The sequence below is a fragment of the Pseudomonas tremae genome (assembly GCF_001401155.1).
GTDB classification, from domain to species: Bacteria; Pseudomonadota; Gammaproteobacteria; order Pseudomonadales; family Pseudomonadaceae; genus Aquipseudomonas; species Aquipseudomonas tremae.
On the sequence record NZ_LJRO01000174.1, the window covers coordinates 1 to 555 of the forward strand.

1 protein-coding gene is annotated in these 555 nt (G+C 52.8%); it reads right to left on the minus strand.

The window, feature by feature from the left end; translation table 11 throughout:
- Nucleotides 1-441: REP-associated tyrosine transposase (locus ALO43_RS12470; RefSeq protein ID WP_054997605.1), on the minus strand; the 441-nt coding region annotated here is incomplete at its 3' end.
- Nucleotides 442-555 lie beyond the last annotated feature (114 nt).

The window sequence follows — 555 nt, forward strand, 5'->3', positions numbered from 1 at the left end:
CCTCTTTACCGGGTTAAGGTGAATGTAATCGAGCTTCTGCCGCATAACCTTTTCGCTCCACACCAGTTCGGCATGGGCTCCTTCCTGCCAAACCTGATAAACCCTGTCACTCTTGTGCAGACGCTTGACGAATCGCAGACGCTCCAGCGTGCTCTCGGCGTTGGCGTTCTCAAGTGCTTCGATTATCTGTCGAGCCGTAAACGACTTGAAACTACTAACACATTTGTCCAGAGCGGGCGCTTGGGCCACGAAGTGCAAATGGTTTTCCAGTACGACATACCCGAAGAGCTGCAGCCCTTGATGAGCCTGTTGATAGCGCCAGGCATTCAACAGAATGTCCACCAGAACAGGCCGGGTAAAAAGCGGTAACCACTCCACCACTGTGCAGGTCAGGAAGTGAGGCTTTTCAGGTTCGGTGATGGTGTACCGGCTTCGGCCCATGAGTTCATCCTTGAATCATCAGAGGCCCGAACGGTACATCCCGATTGAGTGGGTGGAAATGATGAAAGTGTGACCAGCTTTTTGCTCTACTTGGCAAAGAGGACGCAGAGCGTC